22 protein-coding genes are annotated in these 26,500 nt (G+C 66.8%); 18 read left to right on the top strand and 4 right to left on the bottom strand.

Annotation, left to right across the window (positions count from 1 at the left end):
* Position 1: 1 nt before the first annotated feature.
* From QDT69_RS20980 to QDT69_RS21060, 17 genes are all read left to right on the top strand, one after another.
* Positions 2-1,087 (top strand): branched-chain amino acid ABC transporter permease, encoded by a 1,086-nt coding sequence (locus QDT69_RS20980; RefSeq protein ID WP_279708366.1) that lies wholly within the window; start codon positions 2-4, stop codon positions 1,085-1,087.
* Positions 1,080-1,862, top strand: coding sequence for an ABC transporter ATP-binding protein (locus QDT69_RS20985; protein WP_279708367.1), 783 nt, complete (start codon positions 1,080-1,082; stop codon positions 1,860-1,862). The genes QDT69_RS20980 and QDT69_RS20985 overlap by 8 nt, the downstream gene beginning before the upstream one ends.
* Positions 1,855-4,065 (top strand): ABC transporter permease, encoded by a 2,211-nt coding sequence (locus QDT69_RS20990; RefSeq protein WP_279708368.1) that lies wholly within the window; start codon positions 1,855-1,857, stop codon positions 4,063-4,065. Before QDT69_RS20985 ends, QDT69_RS20990 begins: the two co-directional genes overlap by 8 nt.
* Positions 4,066-4,068: 3 nt before the next feature.
* Entirely contained in the window at positions 4,069-4,902 is an 834-nt protein-coding gene (locus QDT69_RS20995; protein WP_279708369.1) for a phosphoenolpyruvate hydrolase family protein, read from the top strand.
* 26 nt (positions 4,903-4,928) lie between these two features.
* Positions 4,929-7,823: a flotillin family protein gene (locus tag QDT69_RS21000; RefSeq protein WP_279708370.1), complete on the top strand. Its 2,895-nt coding sequence runs from the start codon at positions 4,929-4,931 to the stop codon at positions 7,821-7,823.
* Between the two features lie 9 nt (positions 7,824-7,832).
* Entirely contained in the window at positions 7,833-8,270 is a 438-nt protein-coding gene (locus QDT69_RS21005) for an SRPBCC family protein (protein WP_092124412.1), read from the top strand.
* A 216-nt stretch (positions 8,271-8,486) separates the two neighbouring features.
* Complete coding sequence (locus QDT69_RS21010) at positions 8,487-8,930, top strand: SRPBCC family protein (protein WP_279708371.1); 444 nt, start codon at positions 8,487-8,489, stop codon at positions 8,928-8,930.
* Between the two features lie 15 nt (positions 8,931-8,945).
* Positions 8,946-9,764, top strand: a complete 819-nt coding sequence (locus QDT69_RS21015) for an FAD binding domain-containing protein (RefSeq protein ID WP_279708372.1) — start codon at positions 8,946-8,948, stop codon at positions 9,762-9,764.
* 5 nt (positions 9,765-9,769) lie between these two features.
* Complete coding sequence (locus tag QDT69_RS21020; protein WP_279708373.1) at positions 9,770-10,249, top strand: 2Fe-2S iron-sulfur cluster-binding protein; 480 nt, start codon at positions 9,770-9,772, stop codon at positions 10,247-10,249.
* 12 nt (positions 10,250-10,261) lie between these two features.
* Complete coding sequence (locus tag QDT69_RS21025) at positions 10,262-11,854, top strand: molybdopterin cofactor-binding domain-containing protein (protein WP_279708374.1); 1,593 nt, start codon at positions 10,262-10,264, stop codon at positions 11,852-11,854.
* Between the two features lie 2 nt (positions 11,855-11,856).
* Complete coding sequence (locus QDT69_RS21030) at positions 11,857-12,879, top strand: molybdopterin cofactor-binding domain-containing protein (protein ID WP_279708375.1); 1,023 nt, start codon at positions 11,857-11,859, stop codon at positions 12,877-12,879.
* A gap of 9 nt (positions 12,880-12,888) precedes the next feature.
* Entirely contained in the window at positions 12,889-13,770 is an 882-nt protein-coding gene (locus tag QDT69_RS21035) for a MoxR family ATPase (RefSeq protein ID WP_021075857.1), read from the top strand.
* A complete protein-coding gene (locus QDT69_RS21040; protein ID WP_279708377.1) occupies positions 13,767-14,885 on the top strand; it encodes a VWA domain-containing protein in 1,119 nt (372 codons plus the stop codon). The genes QDT69_RS21035 and QDT69_RS21040 overlap by 4 nt, the downstream gene beginning before the upstream one ends.
* Positions 14,882-15,772 carry an amidohydrolase family protein gene (locus QDT69_RS21045; protein ID WP_279708378.1) on the top strand — a complete coding sequence of 297 codons (891 nt, stop codon included), beginning with the start codon at positions 14,882-14,884 and terminating at the stop codon, positions 15,770-15,772. The genes QDT69_RS21040 and QDT69_RS21045 overlap by 4 nt, the downstream gene beginning before the upstream one ends.
* 51 nt (positions 15,773-15,823) lie before the next feature.
* Entirely contained in the window at positions 15,824-16,672 is an 849-nt protein-coding gene (locus QDT69_RS21050; protein ID WP_279708379.1) for an MBL fold metallo-hydrolase, read from the top strand.
* An 18-nt stretch (positions 16,673-16,690) separates the two neighbouring features.
* Positions 16,691-18,262 carry an isochorismatase family protein gene (locus QDT69_RS21055; protein ID WP_279708380.1) on the top strand — a complete coding sequence of 524 codons (1,572 nt, stop codon included), beginning with the start codon at positions 16,691-16,693 and terminating at the stop codon, positions 18,260-18,262.
* A gap of 10 nt (positions 18,263-18,272) precedes the next feature.
* Positions 18,273-18,899 (top strand): NAD(P)H-dependent oxidoreductase, encoded by a 627-nt coding sequence (locus QDT69_RS21060; RefSeq protein ID WP_279708381.1) that lies wholly within the window; start codon positions 18,273-18,275, stop codon positions 18,897-18,899.
* Between the two features lie 494 nt (positions 18,900-19,393).
* Here QDT69_RS21060 and QDT69_RS21065 read toward each other — a convergent pair whose 3' ends face one another.
* The 3 genes from QDT69_RS21065 to QDT69_RS21075 all read right to left on the bottom strand — a co-directional run bounded on the left by QDT69_RS21065 (position 19,394) and on the right by QDT69_RS21075 (position 22,081).
* The gene (locus QDT69_RS21065; protein ID WP_279708382.1) at positions 19,394-20,767 is read right to left on the bottom strand and encodes a HAMP domain-containing sensor histidine kinase; all 1,374 of its coding nucleotides are present in this window, start codon (positions 20,765-20,767) and stop codon (positions 19,394-19,396) included.
* Entirely contained in the window at positions 20,754-21,446 is a 693-nt protein-coding gene (locus QDT69_RS21070) for a response regulator transcription factor (protein ID WP_050425526.1), read from the bottom strand. The genes QDT69_RS21065 and QDT69_RS21070 overlap by 14 nt, the downstream gene beginning before the upstream one ends.
* Positions 21,447-21,574: 128 nt before the next feature.
* Positions 21,575-22,081: a hypothetical protein gene (locus QDT69_RS21075; RefSeq protein ID WP_279708383.1), complete on the bottom strand. Its 507-nt coding sequence runs from the start codon at positions 22,079-22,081 to the stop codon at positions 21,575-21,577.
* 430 nt (positions 22,082-22,511) lie between these two features.
* Here QDT69_RS21075 and QDT69_RS21080 point away from each other — a divergent pair, with 430 nt between their 5' ends.
* On the top strand, positions 22,512-23,975 hold the full coding sequence (locus tag QDT69_RS21080; RefSeq protein WP_279708384.1) for a catalase: 1,464 nt from the start codon (positions 22,512-22,514) through the stop codon (positions 23,973-23,975).
* 158 nt (positions 23,976-24,133) lie between these two features.
* On the opposite strand, the gene QDT69_RS21085 is transcribed toward QDT69_RS21080, so the two are convergent.
* The gene (locus QDT69_RS21085; RefSeq protein WP_279708385.1) at positions 24,134-26,473 is read right to left on the bottom strand and encodes a Tex family protein; all 2,340 of its coding nucleotides are present in this window, start codon (positions 26,471-26,473) and stop codon (positions 24,134-24,136) included.
* Between the last annotated feature and the right edge of the window lie 27 nt (positions 26,474-26,500).

Raw genomic sequence — 26,500 nt, forward strand, 5'->3', positions numbered from 1 at the left:
GATGTCGTTGCTGCAGAGCACCCAGTTCCGCCCCGATCCATCCGCCAACGCGACCCGTCGCGCCCTGCTCCGCACTTGGCCGGAATTCCAGAATCCTGTGGCCTGGCTGGTCGCGCTGATCCTCGTGATCATGCCGCTGATCGCCAACGGCTTCTTCCTGATCGAGATCTTCGCCACCACGCTGATCCTCGGCGTCATCGCGCTCAGCCTGATGTTCCTGGCCGGCTATGGCGGCATGGTCAGTCTCATGCAGCTCACCGTCGCAGGCTTCGCCGGCTACATGGTCGCGGTGTTCGGCATGAGCGGCAACGCCAATATCAGCCTTGGCTGGCCGTGGTGGCTCGCGACCCCGATGGCACTGGCGCTGGCGACGCTGTTCGGCACGCTCGGCGGCGCGCTCGCGGTGCGTACCGAAGGCATCTACACCATCATGATCACGCTCGCGATCGGCGCCGCGTTCTACTATTTCACCAACCAGAACTGGGCGATCTTCAACGGCCACACCGGCATCAACACCGTCGCAACGCCGCACTTCTGGGGTGTCGACTGGCGTTCCGATATCGCGTTCTACTACGTGACGCTCGGCGTCGCCGCGATCTGCTACTTCGCCGTGCAGTATGTGTCGCGTGCGCCGTTCGGGCTCGCACTGCAAGGCGTCCGCGACAATCCCCGCCGCATGGCCGCGCTCGGCTTCAATCCCAATGCGCACCGCATCGCGGCCTACGCCTTCGCCGCCTTCATCGCGGCGCTCGGCGGCGTGTTGCAGGTCTGGAACTACCGGCAGATCTCGCCCGGTTCGGTCAGCGTCGGCGCCTGCATCGACGTCCTGATCATCGCCGTGGTCGGCGGCATCACAAGGCCGATCGGCCCCTTCATCGGCGCGCTGATCTTCGTGCTGCTGCGGACCTTCGCGCTCGACGTGCTGATCAAGCTCGGGCTCGACGGCAACCGCTTCCGCCTGTTGATCGGTCTCGGCTTCCTCGCCATCGTGTTCTGGTCGTCCGACGGTGTGATCGGCCTGTGGGAGCGTTGGCGGCGCCGCAATGCATCCTCGACGCAACGTTCGGGCGGAGGCCGCCATGGATAGCGTCGCGCACCGCCTGTCCGCTGTCGGCGCCGGCGCGGCGCTGGAACTGCGCGGCGTGACGCGGCTATTCGGCGCGCTGGCGGCGCTGACCGACGTCACCATCACCGTGCGTCCCGGCGAACGCCGCGCCGTGCTCGGCTCGAACGGCGCCGGCAAGACCACGCTGTTCAACTGCATCACCGGCGACTTCCCGCCCTCCTCCGGTACGATCCGCTTCTTCGGCGAGGACATCACCCAGTTCCCGCCCTATGAGCGCATCCGCCGGGGCTTGCGCCGCACCTACCAGATCTCGGCTTTGTTCCCCGGCCTCACGGTGCAGGACAACGTCTATCTCGCCTGCCGCGGCGTCTCGCGCGGACGGTTCTCCTTCCTGCGTCCGGGGCAGAACGATGCGTTGATGCACGCGACCGAGACGCTGGTGCAGGCGGTGCATCTCACGGGCGTCAAGGACCAGCGCGTCGCCGAGCTCGCGCATGGCCAGCAGCGCCAGCTCGAGATCGCACTGGCGCTGGCCGGCGCGCCGCGCTTCATCCTGTTCGACGAGCCGGCGGCAGGACTATCGCCGACCGAGCGGCGCGAGCTGATCGAGATCCTGACCTCGCTGCCGGCGCATATCGGCTACATCATCATCGAGCACGACATGGACGTTGCGCTGCGCGTCGTCGAGAGCGTGACGATGATGCACAACGGCCGCATCTTCAAGGAAGGCCTGCCGCGCGAGATCGAATCCGATCCCGAGGTGCAGGAGCTCTACCTCGGAGGCGGCCATGAATGACCGCCGCGCCGCGCCCGCGCTCGAGGTGAAGGGCCTCGACGTCTATTACGGCCATTCGCACGCGCTGCAAGGCGTCGATCTCACGCTCGATAGCGGCGTGTTCTCGGTGGTCGGCCGCAACGGCATGGGCAAGACCACGCTGTGCAAGGCCATCATGGGCCTGATCCGCGCCAGCGCCGGCTCGATCCGGATTCGCGGCGAGGAAGTCACGCGGCTCAATCCGGCGCGAATCGCCCGGCTCGGCGTCGGCTATGTGCCGCAGGGCCGCCGGCTGTGGCGTTCGCTGACGGTCGACGAGCACCTCGCGCTTGCCGGCGGCCTGCGCCGCGGTGCCTGGACCATCGAGCGCATCTACGACACCTTCCCGCGCCTTGCCGAGCGGAAGAACAACGGCGGCAACCAGCTGTCCGGCGGCGAACAGCAGATGCTCGCGATTTCGCGCGCACTGCTGACCAACCCGCATCTGTTGATCATGGACGAGCCGACCGAGGGCCTTGCGCCCGTGATCGTCGCGCAGGTCGAAGACATGCTGCTGCGCCTCGGTGACGAGGACGATATGTCCGTGCTGGTCATCGAGCAGAACATCGGTGTCGCGACGGCGGTGTCGCGCAACGTCGCGATCATGGTCAATGGCCGCATCAATCGCATCATCGACTCGGCCCGCCTCGCGACCGACCGCGAGCTGCAGCAAAGGCTGCTCGGCGTCGGCACCCACGGCACTGATGAGACCGACGCCGAGACGGCACCGGCGAAGGCCGAAGCGCCCGGAACGCCGCAGCCGGAGCGCAAGGGGCCGACCCGCATCTACGTCTCCAATCCCGCGCTGCCGACGCGCTGGTCGCAGCCGGTGCCGATCGCCCGGATCGAGGCCGCTGCGCGGACGCAGTCCGCCGCCGTCACGCGTCTCGAGGAGACGGCCCGCACGCGGCGCGAACCGGCAACGTCGAAGACATCGGGACCTCCCGTCGTACTGGTCGTCGGCACGCTCGACACCAAGGGCGCCGAGCTGCGCTTCATCCGCGACATCGTCGCGGGCAGCGGCCTGCGCACCCGGCTGGTCGACGTCTCGACCAGCGGCAAGGCGGCGAGCTGCGACGTCACCGCGCAGGAGATCGCGCTGAACCACGGCCGCGGCGGCTCCAGCGTGTTCGGCGCCGATCGCGGCGCCTCGGTCACGGCGATGGCGGAGGCCTTCGAGCGATGGCTGCGCCGCCAGGGCAATGTCGCCGGCATCATTTCCGCAGGCGGCTCGGGCGGCGCGTCGCTGGTCGCGCCGGGCATGCGCGCACTGCCGGTCGGCGTGCCGAAGCTCATCATCTCCTCGGTCGCGTCCGGCGACGTCGGCCCCTATGTCGGGCCCGCCGACATCACCATGATGTATTCGGTGACCGACGTGCAGGGCCTTAACTCGATCTCGCGTGCCGTGCTCGGCAACGGCGCCCATGCGCTGGTCGGCATGGTCAAGGCCCGGCTCGACGACCAAGCCAACAAGCAACGGGAGAGGAACGCCGGCCTGCCCGCAATCGGCATCACCATGTTCGGCGTCACGACGCCGGCCGTGCAGAAGATCGCAGCCGACCTGCGCGAAGATTTCGAGTGCCTGGTCTTCCACGCCACCGGCGTCGGCGGCCGCTCGATGGAGAAGTTGGTCGAGTCCGGTCAGCTCGCCGGCGTGATCGATCTCACCACGACCGAAGTCTGCGACCTCCTGATGGGCGGCGTGTTCCCTGCAACCGAGGATCGCTTCGGCGCCATCATCCGCAGCCGCGTGCCCTATGTCGGCTCGGTCGGCGCGTTGGACATGGTCAACTTCGGCGCGCCCGACACCATTCCGGAGCGCTACCGGCAGCGCAAATTCCATGTCCACAATCCGCAGGTCACCTTGATGCGGACCACGCCGGAAGAGAACGAGCGCATGGGCCGCTGGATCGGCGAACGGCTGAACCAGATGGACGGACCGGTGCGCTTCTTCCTGGCCGAGGGCGGCGTCTCCGCACTCGATGCGTCGGGCCAGCCGTTCTGGGACCCGGAGGCGGACGCCGCGCTGTTCCGCGCGCTGGAGCGCACCGTGCGCCAGACCGGCAACCGCCAGATCATCCGTATCAAGCGCAACATCAACGATCCCGAGTTCACCGCCGCCATCGTCAGCGCGTTCCGTCCGCTGCTCGGACGCGCCGGTGGCCGGCGGAGAGTGGCGAGGTGACCCATGCCCAGGTTTGAACGTGCGTCGCTGTTGAAGAAGTTTCACGCCATGATCGCCCGCGGCGAGCCGATCGTTGGCGGCGGCGCCGGCACCGGGCTGTCGGCGAAATGCGAGGAGGCCGGCGGCGTCGACCTGATCGTGATCTACAATTCCGGCCGCTACCGGATGGCCGGCCGCGGCTCGCTGGCCGGACTGATGCCGTATGGCGATGCCAACGCCATCGTCGTCGAGATGGCCGGGGAAGTATTGCCGGTCGTGGCAAACACGCCGGTGCTCGCCGGCGTCAACGGCACCGATCCGTTCCGCGACATGGACGTGTTCCTCGACCAGCTCAAGGCGCTCGGCTTCGCCGGCGTGCAGAACTTTCCGACCGTCGGCCTGATCGACGGCACCTTCCGCGCCAACCTCGAAGAAACCGGGATGTCCTACGCGCTCGAGATCGACATGATCGCGAAAGCGCATGACAAGAACATGCTGACCACACCCTATGTGTTCAGCGAGCAGGAAGCGACCGCGATGGCGATCGCCGGCGCCGACATCATCGTCTGCCATATGGGCCTCACCACGGGCGGCACGATCGGCGCGCAGACCGCGCCAAAGCTCGAAGACTGCCCTGCCCGCATCGAGGCCTGGGCCGAGGCCGCGCTCAGCGTCAATTCGAACATCATCGTGCTCGCGCATGGCGGTCCGATCGCGGACCCGGCCGACGCCGATTTCATCATGAAGAAGACCCGCAACTGCCACGGCTTCTACGGCGCCTCCTCGATGGAGCGTCTGCCGGTCGAGCGGGCGTTGACGGAACAGGTTCGCAAATTCAAGGCGATCGGCGCGCGCTAGAGCCGCCGTGACCAAGGGAGGAAGACATGTCGGGGATGCTGGTCGGTGAATTGATCCTCTGGCTCATCGTCGCAATCGTCGCGATCGTCATCATCGTCTATGTCGTGAACTGGCTGTATCACCGCTCCTCGAAGGAGGTCTCCTTCGTCCGCACCGGTTTCATGGGTGAGCGTGTGGTGATCAACGGTGGCGCCTTCGTGCTGCCGTTCATCCACGACTACACGCCGGTCAACATGAACGTGCTGCCGATGGGGATCGTGCGCTCCCGCCAGGATGCCGTAATCACCCGCGACCGCATGCGCGTCGACATCGAGGCCGATTTCTACGTCCGCGTTCAGCCGACCCGCGAGGCGGTCTCGATCGCCGCAGCGACGCTCGGCCGCCGCACCATGGAGCCGGAGCAGCTGCACACCCTGCTCTCCGGCAAGTTCATCTCCGCGATCCGCTCGGTTGCGTCAGAGATGACCATGGAGCAGATGCACGAGCAGCGCGGCGATTATGTCGCGCGCGTCAAGGCAAATGCGGCCGAAGCGTTGGCGCAGAACGGCCTCGAGCTCGAGTCGGTCGCGATCACCGATCTCGACCAGACCGATCTGGAATATTTCAACCCCTCGAATCGCTTCGACGCCGAAGGCTTGACTCGGCTGATGGAGGACATCGAGGCCAAGCGCAAGCTGCGCAACGACATCGAGCAGGACTCGATGATCAAGATCCGCTCCCGCAATCTGGAGGCCGAACGGCAAGCGCTGGAGATCGAGCGCGAAAGCGAGACCGCGCGCCTCGAGCAGGAGCGCGACATCGAGATGCGCCGCGCCCTGCAGCGCACCGAGGTCGCCCGTGAGCGCGCGCTGCGCGAGACCGAGGCCGAGCAGGCCCAGATCACCGCGCGCGAAGCCATCGAGAAAGCCCGCATCGCCAATGAGCAGGCCATCACTGAGGCAAGGATCGCCTCGGAGCGCGAGACCCGCCACAAGGAGATCGAGCGGACCCGCGCCGTCGAGGAGAAGGAGCTGCTGGCCCGCGAGGAGATCGAGAGGGTCCGGATCGCCAACCAGCGCTCGGTCGACACCACGCGGATCGCATCGGAGCGCGAGGTGCGCCAGCGCGAGATCGAGCGGATGCGCACGGTCGAGGAGGCCGAGATCGCCGCCCGCGAAGCGATCGAGAAGGCCCGGATCCAGCAGGACCGCGTCATCACCGATGCCCGCATCGCCAATGAGGAAGAGACCCGCCGTCGCGAGATCGAGCGCACCCGCGCGGTCGACGAGGCCGAGATCGCCGCTCGCGAGGCCACCGAGAAGGCGCGTATCGCCCAGACCATGACGGTCAATGTCGAGCGCATCTCCTCCGACGAGCGCACCCGTGCGCTGGAAATCCAGCAGGTGCGCATCATCCAGGAGGCCGAGATCGAGGCGCAGAAGGCGGTCGAAGCCGCCCGGATTGCGCGCGAGAAAACGCTGGCTGCCGAGCGCATCGCCGCCGATCACACCACCCGCAAGCTCGAAATCGAGCGCAACCAGGCGGTCGAGATCGCCGGCATCAGCGCACGCGAAGCCACTGAAGCATCGCGGATCGCCCAGGAAGAGCACGTCCGTGCGCTCGAGATCGCCCGCACCCGCGCGATCGAGGAAGCCGACATCGCCTCGCGCGAGGCGATCGAGGCGGCACGGATTTCGCAGGAGAAGTCGGTCGCCGCGCAGCGCATCCGCGCCGAGCGGGAGACCCGCGGGCTCGAGATCGAACGCACCGGGGCGATCGAGGCCGCCGAGCTGAAGCGCCGCGACGCCATCGAGCGGCAGCGCATCGATGTCGAGCTGGCGCTGGAAAGCGAGCGCATCGCCTCGTCCAGGACCCGCGAAGTGCTCAACATCGACCAGAAGAAGGCGATCGAGCTCGCCGACGAGGAGCGCGTGATCGCGCTCGCCGCCAAGCGCTCCGAACGGATCGATGCCGATCGCCAGGTCCGGCAGGCCGAGATCGTGGCGCGCAAGGACATCGACACGACCGACGTCTCGCGCGAGCAGGCGCTGGAAGCCGCGCGGATCGCGCGGCGCCGTGCGATCGAGCAGCTCGAAGTCGCCCGCAACCAGTCGCTGCAGGAGGCCGAGATCGCGGCCCGCGAGGAGGTCGAGCGCGCGCGCATCGCATCGGACCGCGGCCTCGACGAGGCCCGCATCGGCCGCGAGCGCGAGCTGCGCAAGCTCGAGGTCAACCGCGAAAAGGACGTCGAGACTGCGTTGATGGAAAAGGCCATCGCGCTGCATCAGAAGTCGCTGGAAGAATCCGCGGCACGCGCGGCCGCCGAGGATGCGCGGATCCGTGCGACGGAAGCCGCCGAGCGCGTCGTCACCGCGCGTGAAAGTGAAATCGCAAAACGGCGCAAGACCGTCGAAGTGCTGCTCGCCGAGAAGCAGGCCGAGGAGACCAGGATCGCCGCCGAAGCCGAGCGCGTCCGGGCTGCGGTCGAGGCCGAGGCGCAGCGCATGCTCAACGAGGCCGAGAACGTGCTGACGGACCAGGCGCGCTACTCGCTGTTCCGCCGCAAGCTGCTCGACCGCATCGAGGGCATCGTGCGCGAGAGCGTCAAGCCGATGGAGAAGATCGAGGGCATCCGGATCCTCCAGGTCGACGGCCTCAACGGCAACGGAAATGGTGGCGGCAACGGCCGCAGCGCCACCGACGAGGTGATCGACTCGGCGCTGCGTTACCGCGTGCAGGCACCGCTGATCGACTCGATCCTGTCGGACATCGGCGTCGAGGGCGGCAGCCTCGCCAAGATGCCCGGCCTGATCCGCGAGGCGCGCGACATGCAGGGCATCAAGGATTCCGCACGCAAGAGCGGCGGTGAATCAAAGCCGGCGGCGCCCGAGGGGGGAAGCGAACCGGCGCGCCCCGAGCGCACGCCGCGCAAGAAGGACTGAGCGCACACCATGGCACGGGTTTACGTCTCCACCGTCGTCAATGCCCGCAACGACCGGGTCTGGGCCCGCGTCCGCGATTTCAACGGGCTGCCGAACTGGCATCCGGCGATCGCGGAAAGCCGGATCGAGGGCGGCGAGCCCTCCGACAAGATCGGCTGCGTCAGGGATTTCCGGCTGCGCAACGGCGATCGCATCCGCGAGAAGCTGCTCGGGCTGTCCGACTACGACATGTTCTGCACCTACTCGATCCTGGAATCGCCGATGGGCGTCGAGAACTATGTCGCGACCTTGCGGCTGACGCCGGTCACCGATGGCGACCAGACGTTCATGGAATGGACCGCCGAGTTCGACTGCGCGCCGGAGCGCGAGGCCGAGCTCGTCAACAATATCGGCGGCGGCGTATTCCAGGGCGGCTTCGACGCGCTGAAGCGGGCGTTTGGAGGATAGCGATATGTATCGTCCAGCTATCGCGACGCAGACGGTCCACCTCTCCCCCTGTGGGAGAGGTCGGATCGCATCGCCAGATGCGATCCGGGTGAGGGGTTACGGTCTCTCGCGGGACCTGAGCCCCCTCACCCGGCGCTGCGCGCCGACCTCTCCCCGATGGGGAGAGGTGAGGTCCGCGGATAGCTCCATCAGACTCGCAGACACTGGACTTTGACCGTGCCGCATATCGTCAAAAGCACGATCCTGGATGCACCGACCGATGCGGTGTGGGCCGTGCTGCGCGATTTCAACGGCCATGACCGCTGGCACCCGGCAGTCGCGACCAGCGGGATCGAGCGCGCGCAGCCGTCCGACAAGATCGGCTGCGTCAGGCGATTCAAGCTGAAGGACGGCGCCGAACTGCGCGAGCAGCTGCTGGCGCTCTCGGATCTCGAACAATCGTTCAGCTACTGCCTGCTCGATACCCCGATCCCGATGTTCAACTACGTGGCGCATGTTCGCCTGCTGCCGGTCACCGACGGCGACCGCACCTTCTGGCACTGGGAATCGCGCTTCACGACGCGGACAGAGGACAGGGACCGCATCACGCAGATGGTTGCGGAAGACATCTACCAGGCCGGCTTCGAGGCCATCCGCCGGCATCTGAAGGAGGCCGCGTAAGCGGGGAAGGACATCATGCCAGTCACGGTGAAGACCTTCACCAGCACCCATGACGCCGCGGCGGCGCTGTCGTCGGATCGCAGCGCCCGCTATCTCGGCGGCGGCACGCTGGTGATGCGGGCGCTGAACGAGGGCGACATCTCGATCTCGACAATCGTACGCGCCAGCGACCATGCGATGACGCGAATCGACGCCTCGGGCTCGCGCATCACGCTCGGCGCCGGCGTCACCTTTGCGCGCATCCTGGCCGAGCGCGAGCTCGGCTTCCTGCACGGCCCTGCGCGCTCGATCGGCGGACCGGCGGTGCGCAACATGGGCACCGTCGGCGGCAATCTGTTTGCGCCGGTGCCGTATGGTGACTTCACGGTGGCGATGCTCGCGCTCGATGCTGTGGTATCGGTGCAAGGCGGCCTCGGTGGCCGCGAGATCCCGATCGATGAATTCCTGCAATCGCGCGACCGCCAGACCGGCGTGCTGGTGCTGGCGATCTCCTTTGCCAAGCCTGGTAGCGCAGAAGCCTTCCGCTACCGCAAGATCGCGCGGATCAAACCCAAGGGCGGCGCCGTCATCACGCTGGCGGCGCATCTGCCGGTCAACGGCAGCCGGATCGTCGGCGCGCGCGTCGCGCTCGGCTCGATGGCGCCGACGCCGATCCGCGCCCGCGCCGCCGAGCGTGCGCTGGAGGGCCGCGCGCTCGATACCTCCACGATCAAAGCGGCCGCCGCGGCGGCGGTCGAAGGCACGTCGCCCAGCGACAACGCGCTCGCCAGCGCCTGGTACCGCCGCGAGATCGTCGGCGTGCATGTCCGCCGCCTGTTGTCCGGTCAGGAATAATCGCGATGGCCAAGACTGCACTTCAATTCCAGCATAACGGCCGCGACGTCGCGATCTTCGTCGACGGCGGCACCAACCTCCTGGTCGCCCTGCGCGAATTGATCGGCGACATGACGCCGAAATTCGGCTGCGGCCAGGGCGGCTGTGGCACCTGCAGCGTGCTGATCGACGGCGAGTTGCACCTCTCCTGCCTGACGCTGGCCGAGACCGTCGCCGGCCGCTCGGTCGAGACGCTCGACGGCATCAAGGAGGGCCCCAATCTGCACCCGCTGCAGCGCGCCTTCGCCGACAATTTCGCCGCCCAATGCGGCTATTGCACGCCGGGCATGCTGATGGCCGCCAAGGCGCTGCTCAACCGCAACCCGCAGCCGAGCCGGGCCGAAGTGGTCGAGGCGATCTCGGGCAATATCTGCCGCTGCACCGGCTATGAGCCGATCATCAACGCCGTGCTGGCTGCCGCCTCCGGCGGCCGGGCGCGCGCGTAAGGGAACAGTGCCATGCTGGAATTGCGCAAGGACCTCTTCGCCGACGAGCGCGACGATAATCTGAAGGAGATCGGCAAGGGCACGCAGCGCCAGGACATGCTCGGCCATGTCACCGGCACCTCGCCCTATTTCGACGACCACAAGCTGCAGGGCATGCTGCATCTGAAGGTGGTCCGCAGCGCCCAGTCGCACGCACGGCTGCGCCGGATCGACACCTCGGAGGCCGAGCGATCGCAGGGCGTGCGCCGCGTGATCCGCGCCTCCGACGTGCCGCGCAATTTGAACACGCTGCTCAGCCTGATCAATTTCGGCAAGGACGACGAGCCGTCGCTCGCCGTCGACAAGGTGCGCTACAAGGGCGAGCCGATCGTCGCCATCGTCGCCGACAGCCCGCGCGAAGCCTATGAGGCGATCGCCAAAGTCAAGATCGACTACGAGGTGCTGCCGGCGGTGTTCGATGTCGAGGACGCGCTGAAGTCCGGCGCGCCCGTGGTCAACGAGGTCTATCCCAAGAACACCTTCACCTATCACGAGACCTATGATCGCCAGCAGTTGCGCTTCGGCGATGCCGACCGTGCGCTGGCCACCGCCGACCATGTGCTGGAGCAGCGCTACCAGATGTCGCCGATCGAGCACGCCCCGACCGAGACCAACGGCTCGATCGCCGCGCCCGACACCAACGGCCGCTATATCGTCTACACCTCGACGCAGGCGCTGTTCTTCTCGGTCGATACCTGCGCAAAAATCCTCGACGTGCCGTCCAACACCTTCCACTTCATCGGCGGTACGGTGGGCGGCGGCTTCGGCGGCAAGGTCGATACGCTGACCGAACCGCTCTGCATCCTCGGCGCGATGCTGACCGGACGCCCGGTGCGCTACGTGTTCGGCCGCGAGGAGGAGATGCAGTACGGCCCGCCGCGCGGCGCCGAACGCATCTACATCAAGGATGGCGTGATGCGCGATGGCCGCGTCGTCGCCCGCAAGGTGCGCGCCTATTTCGACAGCGGCGCCTATACGCGGCTGTCGAGCTATGCGGCGGTGAAATGCGCCGCGCATCTGCCCGGCCCCTACACCATCCCGAACGTCCACGGCGACGTCTACTGCGTCTTCACCAACCGCACGCCCGCGACCGCGATGCGCGGCTTCGGCGTCACCGCGATGGACTTCGCGATCGAATGCCAGATGGACAAGCTCGCCCATCTCGTCGGCATGGACCCGATGGAGTTCCGGATCCTCAATGCGTATCGCGACGGCGACATGAAGGCGCATCGCCGCGAGGCCAAGAACACCGCGCTGATCGAATGCGTGCAGGTCGCGGCGGAGAAGGCGAAATGGCCGCTGCGCGAGGACTTCAAGCGGATGTCGTCGCGCAAGGACGGCGGCGGCGCGCGGGCCGCCGTGACGCCGACGCCGCGCGAGACGCATGCGCCGCCGCCCGCACCGACCCAGCAGCGCACGACATATGACCGCGCGCCGGCCGCAACCCGCGAACCGCCGCCACCACCGCCCTCCTCACCGCCACCGTCATCACCGCCGGTGCGGCCGGCCGCGCCGTCGCATGGCGCCACCCGCTTCTCCTCCGTCTTCGGCACCAGGAGGCGCTGACCATGACAAGGCATCGCGGACGCGGCATCGCGTCGGTCAATTATCCCATCGGCATGAATCTCGGCGGCGACCCGAGCCAGGCGCTGGTGCATTCCAATCCGAGCGGCAAGTTCACGGTCGCGCTGTCCTCGATCGATCTCGGGCAAGGCATGAAGTCGGTGACGCGGCAGATCTGCGCCGAGACGCTCGGCGTCCCGGTCGAGGACGTCTATGTCGACACCGCTGACTCCGACACCGGGCCGCATTGCATGGGCTCGTTCGCCTCGCGCGGCACCCATCGCGTCGGCAACGCCGTGATGGCGGCGGCGCGGGAGGCGCGCGGCGTGATGATGGAGGCGGCGGCCGAGGAGCTCGAGGTGAATGCCGCCGATCTCGATACCGACGGCCGCGGCAACATCCACGTCAAGGGCGCGCCGCACCGCTCGATCTCGACCAAGGACGTCGCGATCGCCGCCCAGTTCAAGCAGGGCAAGACGATCTCCGGCCGCGGCATCTTCCTGGTGCCGCTGTCCGACGTCGATCCTGAGACCGGCGAGATGTCGCCGGCGACGTGTTACGCGCATGCCTGCCTGGTCGCCGAGGTCGAGGTCGACGACGAGACCGGCGAGGTCGACATGGTCAGGATGGACTCCGCCTACGAGCTCGGCCGCGCGCTCAATCCGCGGCTGGTCGAGCAGCAATTGGTCGGCGGCGCCTGGATGGGCGTCAGCCACGCGCTGTACGAGACGCCGGAGCCTTATTATCCGGAGCCGGTGCACGGACCGCGCGATTTCGTCGAATATCTGATGCCGGGACCCGGCGACATCTGCCCGCACGACATTGCGGTGCTGGAACGCCCGGCACCTGACGGCCCGTTCGGCGCCAAGGGCCCCGGCGAGATGTGCGCCAATCCGGTGCTGCCTGCGGTCGCGAATGCGATCTTCAACGCGGTCGGGGTGCGGATCGACGATCTGCCGATCACGCCGGAGAAGGTGCTGCGCGCGATCAAGGCGCAGGGCGGCGCGCGGCCGCAGCCGCGGCGCTGAGGTTCTGATATGCCGGTCCGCAGCAACATCGTCGGCATCGACAGCCCCGAGGCGCTGGAGAAGGCGCTGCGCGCGGCCTATTACCTTGCCGACGACGGCATCGCCACGGCCTCCTATCTCTCGCTCGCGCTCGGCAAGCCACTGCTGCTCGAGGGCGCGCCGGGCGTCGGCAAGACCGAGGCGGCGAAAGCGATCGCCGCCGTGCTCGGCCGCAGGCTGATCCGGCTGCAATGCTATGAGGGCATCGACGCCGCGGCTGCGCTCTATGAGTGGAACTATCCGCGCCAGATGCTGGCGATCCGGCAGGCCGGCGAGGAGAGCATCGACATCTACGGCGAGTCGTTCCTGATCGAACGCCCGATGCTGGCGGCGCTGCGCGCGCCTGACGCGACCGTGCTGCTGATCGACGAAATTGACCGCGCCGACCAGGAGTTCGAGGCCTTCCTGCTCGAATTCCTCTCCGACTTCCAGATCTCGATCCCCGAGCGCGGCACCATCCGCGCTGCCGAGCATCCCGTCGTGGTGCTGACCTCGAACCGGACCCGCGATCTGCACGAGGCGTTGCGGCGGCGCTGCGTCTACCACTGGATCGACTACCCGAATGCCGAACGCGAGGCGCGGATCGTGATGATGCGCGCCTCCAGTGTTGCCGAAGCCACCGCCCGCGCCGTGGTCGCCGCGGTCGGGCGGCTGCGCCGCGAGCCGCTGAGCAAGGCGCCGGGCATCGCCGAGGCGGTCGACTGGGCGGAAGCCGCGACGTTGCTCAACAAGGGCGGTGCGCGCTGGCCGGACGCGTTCAAGCGCTCGATCGGCGTCGCGCTGAAGGATGAGGAGGATCTGCATTTCATCTCGCCGCGGCTCGATGCGATCATTGCGGAGGCAGCCGCGTGAGCGACGATCTCAAGCTGCCGCGCGCCGCGCGGACCTTCGTCACCTTTGCCGCGCTGCTGCGCGCCAACGGCTTTTCGGTCGCGCCGGAGCAGACGACGAGCTTCCTGGCTGCGATCGAACTGCTCGGACCACGGAGTCTCGAGCACATCCGCCAGGCCGGGCTCGCCACGCTGGCTCCGCCGCCGGAACGCCGCGCGACATTTGACCGGCTGTTCGACATCCATTTCCGCGGCGCTGATGCCATCGAACAGGCCGAGGGCGAGGACGAGGAGACTGTCCGCCTGCAGGAGGAAGGCCGCGGCGACGACGAGCCGCCGCTCGCCGACGAAGCCAATGAATCCGGCCTCGCGGCGGCGCGCGCCGAAGCGCTGGTCGAGCGCCGCTTTGCGCAAGTCCCGACCAGCGATCCGCTGCGCCAATTGTCGCGCGAAGCGGCACGGCGACTGCCGCGACGGCGTGGCCACCGGCGTCGGCGCGCACGCAGCGGCCCGTTCGCCGATCTGCGCCGCACGCTGCGTGACAGCGTCCGCAATGACGGCGAGGTGCTGCGGCTCGGGCGCATGCGCCGCCGCCAGCGCCCGCGCAAGATCCTGTTCCTGATCGACGTCTCCGGCTCGATGAAGGCGCGCACCGAAGAGAACATGCGGCTCGGGCATGCGCTGGTGCAGGCGGCCGGCAATGTCGAGGTGTTCACCTTCGGCACGCGGCTGACCCGCGTCACGTCTGCACTGCGGCTGAAGCGCCGCGAGCAGGCGCTGAATGCCGCGTCCTTCCTGGTCAGCGATTGGGACGGCGGCACAAGGATCGGCGATGCGCTGCAGGCGTTCCTCGCGGTACCGCGGTTCGGCGGATATGCCCGCGGCGCAGCTGTCGTGATCGTCTCCGATGGTCTCGAGCGCGGCGATCCGGCGGCGTTGCGCGATGCCGTTGCAAAGCTCTCGCGCTGGGCGTGGCGCGTGAGTTGGCTGACACCGCTCGCGACATCGCCCGGCTTCAAGCCGCAAACCGAGGCGCTGATCGCGATCCAGCGCTTTGTCGATGATCTCGTGGACGGCGGATCGAGCGCGGCTGTTGTCGCGCATCTGCTGTCGCTCGGAACAAGGAGAGCTGCGTGACTGGAATCGTCGACGGACACCATCACATCTGGCGTCAGGCCGATCTCGCCTGGCTGTCCGGCCCGATGCAGCCGCGCATCTTCGGCCCCTACGAGCCGATCCGCCGCGACTATCCGATCGAAGAATATCTCGACGACCTCAAGGGCAGCGGCGTCACCCGCTCGGTCTATGTCCAGACCAACTGGCCAAACGGCAAGTTCGAGGACGAGGCAGCCTGGGTGCAGCAGACGGCGGATCAGCACGGCTGGCCGCACGCCCTCGTCGCCTATGCCGATTTTTCCTCAGGCGACGTACGGCCGCAGCTGGACCGGTTGAAGCGTTACCCGCTGGTGCGCGGGGTGCGCATGCAGCTGCACTGGCACGAGAACCCGCTCTATCGCTTCGCGGCGCGGCCCGATCTCTGCACCGACCCGGTGATCCGGCGCAACGTCGGCCACCTCGCCGACTATGGCTGGAGCTTTGACCTGCAGGTGTTCGCACCGCAGATGGCCGATGCCGCCGGGCTCGCCGAGGCCTGTCCCAATGTGACGTTCATCCTGCAACATGCCGGCATGCTGGAGGATCTGTCGCCGCAAGGGCGGGCCGCCTGGCGCGCCGGCATGGCACGCCTCGCACAGTGTCCCAACGTGGTGTCGAAGCTGTCCGGGCTCGGCACGTTCATCCATCGCAACGATGCCGCGCATATCGCCGGCGTCATGACCGACACAGTCGCGATCTTCGGTGCGGACCGCTGCCTGTTCGGCTCGAATTTTCCGATCGAGAAGCTGTGGACTAGCTACCGCGATCTGATCGACGCCTTCAAGGCAGCCGCCGAACGGCTCAGCCGCGAGCAGCGCGCCGCGATCTTCAGCACGACGGCGACGCGGGTCTATCGGCTGGAGCCATAGCCGCGCCGCGAACGCGAACACAACAACGAACATGAATTTGGAGGGAGAGCGATGCCGTTGGAGATCAAGATTCTGGACTATGGCGATATCGAGCTGGAATCGAGCTTCCTCGTGCTCGGGCACAATTGCGGCCGCACCCGCCGCGTGCTGACGCTCGGCTTCCTGATCCTCGGCGGACCCTACCCCGTGCTGGTCGACACCGGCTACCGCTCCAACCAGATCATGGAGACGCTCGGCATGCGCGGCCTCCAGTTCCACGAGAACATGATCGAGAACCAGCTCGCTCGCCACGGCGTGCGGATGGGCGACGTCCGCTTCGTCTGCCATACCCATCTGCACATCGACCATGCCGGCAAGGACGACCTGTTCCCGATGAACACGACCGTCGTGCTGAACCGCAAGGAACTGGAGTACTCCGTCTCCGGCCTGATGCATCCGCAATATCCCGCGCCCGACATCAAGCACCTGATCGACCGCCTGCACACCAAGAGCGCGCTGCGCTTCCTCGACCTCGAGATCACCGGCCCGGTCGAGCTGATGCCCGGCGTCTATTGCGATGCCGCCAACGCCCACACCGAAGGCTCGATGAACGTGCACGTCCATACCGCCGACGGGATCGCGACGATCTGCGGCGACGTGATCTATGACTTCAACGACCAGATCGTCACGCCCTTCAACGAAATCCACGACGCCGAGCCGCGCACCACCGGCAATCACGGCACCAGCAAGCGTGCCGAGAAGGCCGCGATCAAGAAGCTGCTCTCCAGCTCGCGCTATCTGCTGCCAGTGCATGATCGTCCGGCCAAGATCGAGGGCGGCATGGTGGTCGGCCGCCTGCATGACCAGGTGCCCGGGCCGGTCGTGCAGAGCCTGCCTCAGCGCAGCTGGTTCCCGGCATAACCGCGAAGGCCTGTCACGATGACGCATGTCACGCTGCGCAGCGAATTCGAAGACCTGATCGACCCCTACGCACCGGTCGGCCAGGTCGGCACCGGCTTCGATTTCACCGAAGGGCCGATCTGGCACCCGGTCGATCACTTCCTGCTGTTCTCCGACATGCCCGGCGACGTGCGCCGGCGCTGGGATGCGCGGCGCGGCGTGGTCGAGGTCAAGCGCCCGTCGAACAAATGCAACGGCATGACCTATGACGCGGACCTCAATCTGATCGTCTGCGAGCACGCGACATCCTCGCTGATCCGCGAACGGCCCGACGGGCGGCGCGAGGTTCTGGCCTCGCATTACGAGAACCAGGAGCTCAACAGCCCGAACGACGTCTGCGTCCATTCCTCGGGCGCGATCTACTTCTCCGATCCCTGGTATGGCCGGATGCCGGTCTACGGCGTGGAGCGGCCGCGGCAGCTCGGCTTCCAGGGCGTCTATCGCGTGCCGCCGGGCGGCGGCGCGCCAAAGCTGCTGGTCGACCGCTATCTGTTCGAGCAGCCGAACGGGCTGTGCTTCTCGCCCGACGAGCGCATCCTCTATGTCAATGACACCGTGCAGGCGCTGATCCGCGCCTTCGACGTCGGCGCCGACGGCACGCTGACCAATCCGCGGGTATTCGCCTCCGGCATCCGCTCCGAGCTCGAACCCGGCCTGCCCGACGGCATGAAATGCGACCAGCGCGGCAATGTCTGGGTCACCGCGCCCGGCGGCGTCTGGGTCTATTCGCCCGGCGGCGATCTGCTCGGCAAGGTCCGCCTGCCCGAGCTCGTCGCCAACCTCGCCTGGGGCGGCGCCGATTTCCGCACGCTCTATCTGACCGCGACCCATTCGGTCTACGCGATCCCGACCAAGGTCGGGCCGCGCAACGAGCCCTATATGAGCGGCAAGCGCGCCGGCGCCGGCGCTGCATCATCCACGCCCGCGCCGAACCTCACCGCCGGCGAGATGCGGATCGATCCGCAACGCTGCGCGATGATCATCCAGGACATGCAGAACGACGTCATCATGGACGGCGGCGCTTTCGCCGACTCCGGTGCCCCTGCGCATGCGCGCCAGCAGCATGTCGTCGATAATGTCCGCCGCGTGGCGGAGGCGGCGCGGGCGCGCGGCGTTGCCATCATCCATGTCTGGTTCGTGGTCGAGCCGGGCGCGCCGGGGGTGACCTTGAACGCGCCGCTGTTCGAGGGCCTGGTCGACAGCAAGGCGATGGTGCGCGGCAGCTGGGGCGCGGCGCCGGTCTCCGGCCTCGAGCCGCGCCCGGGCGATTTCGTGGTCGAGAAGATGCGGATGAGCGCCTGGGAGGGCACGCGGCTCGAGACCATCCTGAAGGCGACCGGCCGCGACATGATCATCAACACCGGGGCCTGGACCAACATGTCGGTCGAGCACACCGCGCGAACCGGCGCCGACAAGGGCTATTTTATGATCGTGCCGGAGGATTGCTGCTCGACCATGAACGCCGACTGGCACAACGCCGCAATCAACTTCGCGCTGCAGAACGTCTCCGTCGTGACCAACGCCGACGCGGTCATCAAGGCGCTCGGCTGAGGGAGGCGCGGTGCCGAAGCTGCTGCATCTTGCCTGCTCTCCCCGCGCCGATTCGGAATCGGCGGCCGGCGCGCACGTCTTCGTGGAGAGCTTCCGCAAGGCCCGCCCGGACTGGGAGATCGACCCGATGAACCTGTGGCGCGAGCCGCTGCCGGAGTTCGAGGGGTATCTGCTCGAGGCCAAATATGCCCGGATCGGCGGCAAGGGCTTCACCAATTCGCAGCACGATGCTTTCGCGGTCGCCGAACGCCTCGCGCTGCGGCTGTCGCTGGCCGATCGCGTGCTGATCTCGACGCCGATGTGGAATTTTAGCATTCCTTACAAGCTTAAGCAGTGGCTGGACGTCATCATCCAGCCAGGGCTGACCTTTCGCTTCGATCCGGCGCAGGGTTATCTGCCGCTGCTCAAGGACCGCCCGACGGTCGTGATCCTGGCGAGCGGCAGCGACTTCGTCACCGGCATGAACCGCGGCCGCATCGACATGGCAACGCCCTATCTGCGCGAGGTGCTGCGTTTCATCGGCATCAGCGACGTGCGCTTCCTGCCGATCGGCCCGACCACCGGCCCCGCGGAGCCGATCCGCGCGGCCCGCGACGCGGCGCATCGCAGGCTCGCGGAGATGGCGGCGCGGTTTTGAACGGTTAACACCGCCGTCGTCCTGGCGAAAGCCAGGACCCATAACCACCGCTTTCGGTGATGAGCGGGATCGCGGCCCCAGCATCACGCAACAATTGAGATTTGGGGTAATGGGTCCTGGCCTTCGCCAGGACGACGATGGGGATCGTTCGACTCAACGTGTCAAACAGCCTGTTCGGGGTCATCACCCGCGCATGCGGGTGATCCAGTATTCCAGAGGCAGCGGAGCTTGAACCGAGAAGCCGCGGCGTACTGGATCGCCCGGTCGAGCCGGGCGATGACAGTGAGGATGACGACGCTGCGGCCACTCCGCTTGGCGAGAGGCGCTCACAAGACAATTTCGGATTATTAGAAGTGTATCCCTGATTTGCCCGACGTGTCAAGTTGCCTTGTCGAACGCCGGCAACCGCGAGCTCCTTTGCATGGGGTTGTTTTTCAAAATTTTGGCGGCGCGCACCCAGCGAGGAGTTCCTCCGCCGTCACCACCCCACGTTCCTAGGTTTCCGCCACAGGGAAGACGAGCCTGAACAACAATCCCGGTCCGTTGTCGAGCAGCTCGATCTTCGCGCCGTGCAGGCTGGCGACCGCGGCGACGAGGCTGAGGCCAAGGCCGTTGCCCGGCGTGTAGCGGCTCTGCTCGAGCCGATAGAAGCGCTTGAAGACGCGGTCGTGCTGGTCGGCCGGAATGCCCGGGCCGTCATCGGCAACCGAGATCACCGGTCCGCCTTCGTCATCGTCGCAAGTCACGGTCACCCGTCCGCCCGGGCGGCCATGCTTGATGGCGTTGTCGACGAGATTGGCAATGGCGTCGAACAACAGGTCGCGGTCCCCGGTGACCATCACCGCGGGATCGCCGGCAAGGTCGAGATGGGTGGTCACCTCCTCGGCCGCGGCATCGTACAGCTCGACCACCTCGCCCGCGATCTCGACGAGATTGACGGTGCGAAACGCGCCCTTGCGGGCCCGCGTCTCGATCTCGGAGATCCGCGTGATCGACGCGAACATCCCGAGCACCGCGTCGAGATCGGCGATGGTGTCGCCGATCAGCGCCGCATCGCCGTCCGCGTTGCGTGGGGCGTGATAAGCCTTCTCCAGACGGCCGCGCATCCGGGTCAGCGGCGTGCGCAGGTCGTGGGCGATGTTTTCGCTGACCTGCTTGACGTCTCCCATCAGGGTCTGGATGCGATCCAGCATCAAATTGAGGTTCTCCGCGACACGATCCCATTCGTCATGGCTGCCAAGGAGCGGGATGCGCTGGTCGAGGCCGGAGAGCATGATGGCGCGACTGGTCGCATTGATCGACTCGATCCGGCCGACCGTCCGCCGCGTGACCCCGATGCTGGCGGCCGCAGCCAGCACGATGATCAGCACGACGACGGCGATGCCCGCGGCCCGGATCTGCGTCATGAAGCCATCGAGATCGCTGATGTCGCGGCCGACCAGCAACCGATCGCCGTTCGACAGGGTCTCCGTCACGACTCGCGCCAGCGAGGTTCCCGTGGAGAGCTGCGGCAGCGAGACCCGGAATTCGGTCCATCCCTGCCTGGCAGCCTCCGCCGGCCATTGCTTGAGATTCCCAGCGAACACCGCCGCGCCGGGGCCGGCCAACAGATAGACATGGTCGGCAAAGGCCTTGTCCGCGATGCGTTGCGCGATCAACGCGGTCAAGCCATCGCGGCCGGACCGCGCATAGGCATCGTCGAGGCTTGCCTGCTCGGTCATGATCGCGCGGTCGGACCTGTCGCGCACGTAGGACAGCGTCGACCAGTAGACATAGGCGAAGATGGCGGACACGATCAGGCCGAAGACGCCGATCGCGATCAAGGCCAGGCGGAACGTCGATGACCTGAGGGTCTTAGCCAGGAGCACGGAGGCAGTACCCGATGCCGCGGATCGTGTGGATCAGCGGATAGGCTTGCTGGTCGTCGACCTTGCGGCGCACCCGTCCGACGTAGACGTCGATGATGTTGGTCGAGGGATCGAAGTGCAGATCCCACACGTGCTGCAGCAGCATGGCGCGCGATACCACGCGGCCTTCGTTGCGCGCGAGATATTCGAGCAGCTGGAATTCCTTCGGCAGCAGCGGAATCTTGCGACCGCGGCGGCTCGCCGTCCGCGCGATCAGATCGACCGCGAGATCGCCGACCCGCAGGATGGTCTCCTTGGCAACGGTCTCGCTGCGGCGGCCGAGCGCCTCCAGGCGCGCCAGCAACTCGACAAAGGAGAACGGCTTGACCAGATAGTCGTCACCGCCGGCGCGCAAGCCGCGCACGCGGTCATCGACCTCACCGAGCGCGCTGATGATCAGGAACGGCACTGCGATGCCGTCGTCGCGCATCTGACGCATCACCGTGATGCCATCGATATCGGGCAGCATGCGATCGATCGTGATCACGGCATAGTCGCGCGCCGCCCCCTGGCTCAGCGCCTCGCGGCCGTTCGCCGCCAGATCCACGTCGTAGCCGCAGGTGGTGAGTTCCTCGACGAGCTGACCCGCGGTCTCCGGATCGTCCTCGACGACGAGAATGCGGCGGTGAGCTCCGGTCATCTTCTTGAACTCTCCGAGTTCTCAACCCCTCCGAGCGCCCCGCGACGGTCGCCGCCAGACTATCCCATTCCGGGGCTGGATGGAACGTCTGGCGACGGCCGCGACAACGCGTGCGGATGGTTGGGCGATCACCAATAGTCCCCGCACACATTGACCCATTGCAGCCCGTAGGACGTCCATACCCTGCGGTAACAGCCGTCGTAGTAATTGGCATAGACGTACGGCCCGCCAAAGAAGGCGAAGCGATGGAAGTGGTGGTGACGGAAGAAGCCGCCGTGATGGAAGAAGCGTCCGCCGTGGAATCCGGCGCCGGCAAACCGCGGCCCGAACGCCGGCGCACCGGCAAAGCGCGCGCCGCCGAAATGCCCGCCGGCAAAATGCCCGCCGCCGCCCATGGCGGCGAACGCCATGCCGCCACCATGCATACCGCCAAAGCCACCGCCGTGCATGCCGCCGAAGCCTCCGCCATGCATGCCGCCACCCATGGCGCCAGCAAAGCCACCACCGTGGCCGCCGCCACCACCGCCGCCATGCCCGCCACCACCGCCGCCGCCTCTGGCAAGGGCCGCGGGAGCGAGCGCAACGCTGACAGCGAGCGTCGCCGCCGTGAGACACGTGAGAAGCCTGTTCTTCATGAAATCCTCCCTGATTGGGACCGCGGCGAACCTCGTATCGCCGCACACGAGCATGATCAGAAGACGCAAGCGCGAGCCCGACTTCAACTGACAAATGCGCCAGATTCTGACGCCGGATTTAGGATTGGCGAGCGCACCGGCATGCGCAGCAAATGACCGGATCGCGGGCCCCGACTACGTTGGCCGAGATCGACGGACATTTGGCTGGAATCAGCGGATAGCGCGCGTTGAATCGATCCCCGCGATTTCTTAATCGGGGACTCATCCAGAGACGACGCCGTCGTAGCGGGATCGCAGATCCGGTTCACAATTTGTCGATCACCGGGTCTCCCGTCGCGCCGGCCGTAACGCATCCGCGATGCAATCGTCTTTCACCCGGCTTCCCTCAGGACCGGGACGACGAGTGCTGACTTCCAGCAAGGAGCTTTCGATGAGCGACGAGATCAAGAAGCCGTTCCTGACCCACGCCTCCGGCGCACCGGTTGCCGACAATGTGAACGTCATGACGGCGGGGCCGCGTGGGCCGGCGCTGCTGCAGGACGTCTGGCTGATCGAAAAGCTCGCGCATTTTCACCGCGAAGTGATCCCGGAGCGGCGCATGCACGCCAAGGGCGCCGGCGGGCACGGCACCTTCACCGTCACCCACGACATCACCCGCTACACCAAGGCCGGCATCTTCTCGGAGATCGGCAAGCAGACGCCGATGTTCGCGCGGTTCTCGACCGTTGCCGGCGAGCGCGGCGCGGCCGACGCCGAGCGCGACATCCGCGGCTTCGCGCTGAAATTCTACACCGATGAAGGCAATTGGGACGTCGTCGGCAACAACACGCCGGTGTTCTTCTTCCGCGATCCACTGCGCTTCATCGACCTCAACCACGCGATCAAGCGCCATCCGCGCACGGGCGTGCGCGATCCCGACATGAACTGGGATTTCTGGACGCTGCTGCCGGAAGCGCTGCACCAGGTCACCATCGTGATGAGCGAGCGCGGTATCCCCAAAAGCTTTCGTCACCAGCACGGTTTCGGCAGCCATACCTACAGCATGATCAACGCCGGCAACGAGCGCGTCTGGGTGAAATTCCATTTCCGCACCCGGCAGGGTGTCGAGAATCTGACCGACGCCGAGGCCGAGGCGTTGGTCGGCAAGGACCGCGAGAGCCACCAGCGCGATCTGTTCAACAGCATCGAGCGCGGCGATTTCCCGCGCTGGACGCTGTTCATCCAGGTGATGACGGACACACAAGCCAAGGCTTTCCCGTTCAACCCGTTCGATCTGACGAAAGTCTGGCCGAAGGCGGACTATCCCCTGATCGAGGTCGGATACTTCGAGCTCAACCGCAACCCGGAGAACTTCTTCGCCGAGGTCGAGCAGGCGGCATTCACGCCGGCCAATGTCGTGCCCGGCATCGGCTATTCGCCGGACAAGATGCTGCAGGCCCGCCTGTTCTCCTATGGCGACGCGCAGCGCTACCGGCTCGGCGTCAACCACCACCAGATTCCGGTGAATGCGCCGAAATGCCCGTTCCACAGCTATCACCGTGACGGCGCGATGCGCACCGACGGCAATCTGGGCGCGACGCTGACCTATTGGCCGAACAGCCACGGCGAATGGACCGACCAGCCGCTGCTGAACGAGCCGCCGCTCGAAATCTCAGGCGCGGCCGGGCATTGGGATCATCGCGTGGATGACGACCACTGGCAGCAGCCGGGCGATCTGTTCCGCAAGATGAATGCCGCACAAAAGCAGGCGCTGTTCGACAACACCGCGCGCCAGGTCGGCCAGGCATCGAAGCACATCCAGGAACGGCATGTTGCGAATTGTAGCAAGGCCGATCCGGCCTACGGCAAGGGCGTCGCTGAGGCGCTCGCCAGGTTCGCTGCAGCAAAGCTGTAACGAGGGCCGGGACGGGTCAAGTACCGCTTTCGTCCCGTCACCCTGAGGAACGCGCAGCGCATCTCGAAGGATGCACGGCCACGGTTGGGCCGTTGTGCTTCGAGACGGCCGCTCCGCGGCCTCCTCAGCATGACGGGAACGGAACCCGCACCACAGACCTACGTCGGCTTGCCGCGGCCGCTCTTCTCGGCGGCGCGACGCAGTGCCTCGGCGAGCGCGCCGCCGCCGGACTGTTCCTGCGGACGGCGCGGCGCGGATGAGGTCATCTTGGCCGAGCCGCGCGAGAAATCGCGCGACGGTCCCGCGTTATCCTTCTTCGGCCCGACCTCATCGTCGAGCCGCAGCGTCAACGCGATGCGCTTGCGCGCGACCTCGACGTCCAGCACCTTGACCTTGACGATGTCGCCCGGCTTCACCACCTCGCGCGGGTCCTTGATGAAATTCCGCGACATCGCCGAGATGTGCACCAGCCCATCCTGATGCACGCCGATATCGACGAAGGCGCCGAACGCCGCGACGTTGGTCACAGTGCCTTCGAGGATCATGCCCTGCTTGAGGTCCTTGACCTCTTCGACACCGTCCTTGAACACCGCCGCCTTGAACGCCGGACGCGGGTCGCGGCCCGGCTTTTCCAACTCGCGCAGAATGTCGGTGACGGTGGGCAGACCGAAGGTGTCGTCGACGAAGGATTGTGGCCTCAGGCCGCGCACCATATCGGCGTTACCGATCAGCGCCTTGATGTCGCTCTTGGTCGCCTCGAGAATGCGGCGCACCACCGGATAGGCTTCCGGATGCACGCCGGATGAATCGAGCGGATCCTCGCCGTTGCTGATGCGCAGGAAGCCGGCGCACTGCTCGAAGGCCTTCGGCCCGAGCCGCGGCACCTCCTTGAGCGCCTTGCGCGACTTGAACGGGCCGTTGGCGTCGCGGTGCTGCACGATGCTCTGCGCCAGTCCCTGGCCGATGCCGGACACCCGCGCGAGCAGCGGCACCGAGGCGGTATTTGCGTCGACGCCGACCGCGTTCACGCAGTCTTCCACCACGGCATCGAGCGAGCGCGCCAGCTTGGCTTCGCCGAGATCATGCTGGTACTGGCCGACGCCAATCGCCTTCGGATCGATCTTGACCAGTTCGGCCAGCGGATCCTGCAGGCGCCGCGCGATCGAGACCGCGCCGCGAATGGTGACGTCGAGGTCGGGCAATTCGTTGGAGGCGAAGGCGGATGCCGAATAGACCGACGCGCCGGCTTCGGAGACCACGATCTTGGTCATCTTACGCTCGGGCAGCCGCTTGACGAGCTCGGTCGCCAGCTTGTCGGTTTCCCGCGAGGCGGTGCCGTTGCCGATCGCGATCAGCTCGACGCCATGCTCGATCGCGAGCTTGCCGAGGATGGCGAGCGACTCGTCCCAGCGCCGCTGCGGCTCGTGCGGATAGATTGCCGTATGCGCCACCACCTTGCCGGTGGCATCGATCACCGCGACCTTGACGCCGGTGCGATAGCCGGGATCGAGGCCCATGGTGGCGCGCGGGCCGGCCGGCGCCGCCAGCAAGAGGTCGCGCAGGTTCGAGGCGAACACGCGTACCGCCTCGGTTTCGGCCGCGGTCCACAGCCGCATCCGCAAATCGATGTTGAGATGGATCTGGATCTTGGTGCGCCAGGCCCAGCGCACCGTCTCGGTCAGCCACTTGTCGCCCTTGCGTCCCTGGTTGGAGATCGCAAAGCGGTTCATGATCCTGAGCTCGTAGAGACTGGGCTGGCCGACGACCGGCTCCTGCGCCTCCGGCTTGATCGCGAGGTCGAGGATCTCTTCCTTCTCGCCGCGGAACAGCGCCAGGATGCGGTGCGACGGCAGCTTCGGCAGCGGCTCGGAGAAATCAAAATAGTCCTTGAACTTCTCGCCTTCGGTCTTCTTGGCGGTGCGGACGGTCGAGGCCATGATGCCGTTCGACCACATCTCCTCGCGCAGTGCGCCGATCAGGTCGGCATCCTCGGCGAAGCGTTCGACCAGGATGGCGCGCGCACCGTCCAGCGCCGCGGCGACGTCGGCGACCTGCTTCTCGGCGTTGACGAAGGGCGCGGCAACCTCGCTGGGGTCGTTCTGCGGCTGCGTCAGAAGCTGATCGGCGAGCGGCTCGAGCCCGGCCTCCTTGGCGATCTCGGCCTTGGTGCGGCGCTTCGGCTTGTACGGCAGATAGATGTCCTCCAGACGCCCCTTGCTGTCGGCCGCCATGATCTGCGCCTCGAGTGCGGCATCGAGCTTGCCCTGCTCGCGAATCGAATTGAGCACCGCGGTGCGGCGCTCCTCGAGCTCGCGCAAGTACGTCAGCCGTTCTTCCAGCGTGCGCAGCTGCGCGTCATCGAGCGCGCCGGTGAGCTCCTTGCGGTATCGCGCGATGAACGGCACCGTGGCGCCGCCGTCGAGCAGCGTCACCGCCGCCTCGACCTGCTCGTCGCGAACCCCAAGCTCCTGCGCAATCTGATGATGAATCTTTGCCACGCCTGTCTCTCTGATTCCGTTGCACCG

Origin of the sequence: Bradyrhizobium sp. CER78, from assembly GCF_029846235.1 — a bacterium.
Taxonomy (GTDB): Bacteria; Pseudomonadota; Alphaproteobacteria; order Rhizobiales; family Xanthobacteraceae; genus Bradyrhizobium.

Bases quoted from the DNA above. Each gene is read 5' to 3' on its own strand.
- QDT69_RS20980 (WP_279708366.1), top strand. From the start codon at position 2: ATGTCGTTGCTGCAGAGCACCCAGTTCCGCCCCGATCCATCCGCCAAC.
- QDT69_RS20985 (WP_279708367.1), top strand. From the start codon at position 1,080: ATGGATAGCGTCGCGCACCGCCTGTCCGCTGTCGGCGCCGGCGCGGCG.
- QDT69_RS20990 (WP_279708368.1), top strand. From the start codon at position 1,855: ATGAATGACCGCCGCGCCGCGCCCGCGCTCGAGGTGAAGGGCCTCGAC.
- QDT69_RS20995 (WP_279708369.1), top strand. From the start codon at position 4,069: ATGCCCAGGTTTGAACGTGCGTCGCTGTTGAAGAAGTTTCACGCCATG.
- QDT69_RS21000 (WP_279708370.1), top strand. From the start codon at position 4,929: ATGTCGGGGATGCTGGTCGGTGAATTGATCCTCTGGCTCATCGTCGCA.
- QDT69_RS21005 (WP_092124412.1), top strand. From the start codon at position 7,833: ATGGCACGGGTTTACGTCTCCACCGTCGTCAATGCCCGCAACGACCGG.
- QDT69_RS21015 (WP_279708372.1), top strand. From the start codon at position 8,946: ATGCCAGTCACGGTGAAGACCTTCACCAGCACCCATGACGCCGCGGCG.
- QDT69_RS21020 (WP_279708373.1), top strand. From the start codon at position 9,770: ATGGCCAAGACTGCACTTCAATTCCAGCATAACGGCCGCGACGTCGCG.
- QDT69_RS21025 (WP_279708374.1), top strand. From the start codon at position 10,262: ATGCTGGAATTGCGCAAGGACCTCTTCGCCGACGAGCGCGACGATAAT.
- QDT69_RS21030 (WP_279708375.1), top strand. From the start codon at position 11,857: ATGACAAGGCATCGCGGACGCGGCATCGCGTCGGTCAATTATCCCATC.
- QDT69_RS21035 (WP_021075857.1), top strand. From the start codon at position 12,889: ATGCCGGTCCGCAGCAACATCGTCGGCATCGACAGCCCCGAGGCGCTG.
- QDT69_RS21050 (WP_279708379.1), top strand. From the start codon at position 15,824: ATGCCGTTGGAGATCAAGATTCTGGACTATGGCGATATCGAGCTGGAA.
- QDT69_RS21055 (WP_279708380.1), top strand. From the start codon at position 16,691: ATGACGCATGTCACGCTGCGCAGCGAATTCGAAGACCTGATCGACCCC.
- QDT69_RS21070 (WP_050425526.1), bottom strand. From the start codon at position 21,446: ATGACCGGAGCTCACCGCCGCATTCTCGTCGTCGAGGACGATCCGGAG.
- QDT69_RS21075 (WP_279708383.1), bottom strand. From the start codon at position 22,081: ATGAAGAACAGGCTTCTCACGTGTCTCACGGCGGCGACGCTCGCTGTC.
- QDT69_RS21080 (WP_279708384.1), top strand. From the start codon at position 22,512: ATGAGCGACGAGATCAAGAAGCCGTTCCTGACCCACGCCTCCGGCGCA.